This is a genomic window from Microcoleus sp. F4-D5 (assembly GCF_036704885.1).
In the GTDB taxonomy this organism is placed as follows: domain Bacteria; phylum Cyanobacteriota; class Cyanobacteriia; order Cyanobacteriales; family Microcoleaceae; genus Microcoleus.
The window spans coordinates 1-1,603 of sequence record NZ_JAUBSX010000191.1; the positions used below are offsets into that span (position 1 = coordinate 1).

Annotated in this window: 1 protein-coding gene; it reads left to right on the forward strand. The window is 45.1% G+C overall.

Annotation, left to right across the window (positions count from 1 at the left end; all coding sequences use genetic code 11):
* Nucleotides 1–141 precede the first annotated feature (141 nt).
* Nucleotides 142–1,551, forward strand: a complete 1,410-nt coding sequence (locus QUA80_RS33510; RefSeq protein ID WP_333429204.1) for a S8 family serine peptidase — start codon at nt 142–144, stop codon at nt 1,549–1,551.
* Nucleotides 1,552–1,603: the final 52 nt, after the last annotated feature.

Genomic DNA, 1,603 nt, shown 5'->3' on the forward strand with positions numbered 1-1,603 from the left:
TATTCATTTTTTTTTACGATCGAGTATTGCATATAATTGTATCATAATATTGATTCTGATTTAGGATTGCTATAATACGTCATATTCTACCATGCTGTGCCTAGATTGTGAACCTTCTTTTTTTGCTGTTACCCCGATTTATTGAGCGGATACGAATTTACCAACGCAGTCAAAGCTGCAAAAAAACCCAACGCTGTCGTCAACCTCAGCTTCGACTTAACTCAAATTAACCCCGACGGCACGCAAACCACACGGCACAAATTGACAGCAGCAGAAACAGCAGCATTGCAATACGCCAAAGACAATAACATACTGATTGTAGCAGCGGCCGGCAATGAAGGGAATCTCATTTCCGCCCTCGGACAAGCCTCCACCGAATTCGACAACATCCTCACCGTTGGTGCGGCCGATAACAACTACCGCGCCGGATATTCCAGCTACGGAGAAGGCTTAGATATTTTAGCACCGGGCGACATTCCCTCAACAGCAGAAACTTCAACAACCGAAACCAAACAAGGCACATCAATAGCAGCCGCCAAAGTCACAAACACCATCTCCCAAATGTGGGAGGCCAACCCATCCCTCAATTACCAACAAATCAAAAACATTCTCCTCAATACAGCCAAAGACATCGACGTACCCGACTGGGATGAAAGGACGGGATACGGAATTATCGACGCAGAATCAGCGATTGCTACAGCAGCCGAAACTATCCCCACAATTCCCGTATTGGCAGCAGCAAAACACTTGACAAAATCTCTAATTGATGCCGATGCAAATCCCAGCAACACCCCCAATAATACCGCACCAAAACCCTCAAAAAGAGCAACTGCAAACACCGCCCCAGGCACACCAAAGACTACCAGCACCTCAACCGGAAACAGTAATGAAGGCACTAGCTCTTATACCACAGAAGTAGCGCCATATACAACTACCTCTACCAGTAGTTCCAACGGCACAAGCACCACCAACTCTTACACCAATAGCAACTTATCAAACACAGAATCAAGCTGGGATAAAAGCACCGTCAAAACCAACACCAAGGGCAACTCTTTTAACGAATCCACCAGCGATTCAAACACATCTGCCAGTACCTACACTAGCAAAAGCTTTTCTCAAAACTCAGTCGCAAACAAAAATCAATCGCAGCAAAACTACAGCCGAGTTAAATACGAAGGCACTCGCAACGACCAAAGCTCATCCAATCAAAAATCCCGCAGTTCTAGCAATTATACCACTCCTTCACAAACTACAAACACCACTGCCGAGAGCTACCGAAACAGCAAATCCCAATCCGACAGCAAATACGGCACGGGCTATGCAATGAATAACGGCAAGCGCCAAGACGATTGGGGGTCAAAATCAACTTCAAACACTCGCAATACTAGCAGCACCGGCAGTTCGGTAAACAACAGTTCAACTCAAATCCAAGGCAAAGCTAACTGGACCAATAGCAGCAATAACAACAGTTCCCTCAACACTCACAACGGGGAAGAAAGCCAAGTAAATCGGTCTTATTCGGAGAGTAATAGCAGGGTAAACGCATCTTAATTTCAACCTAAAACATGATAAGATGAAGTATTTAGCTAAATCAAGGGCGTAA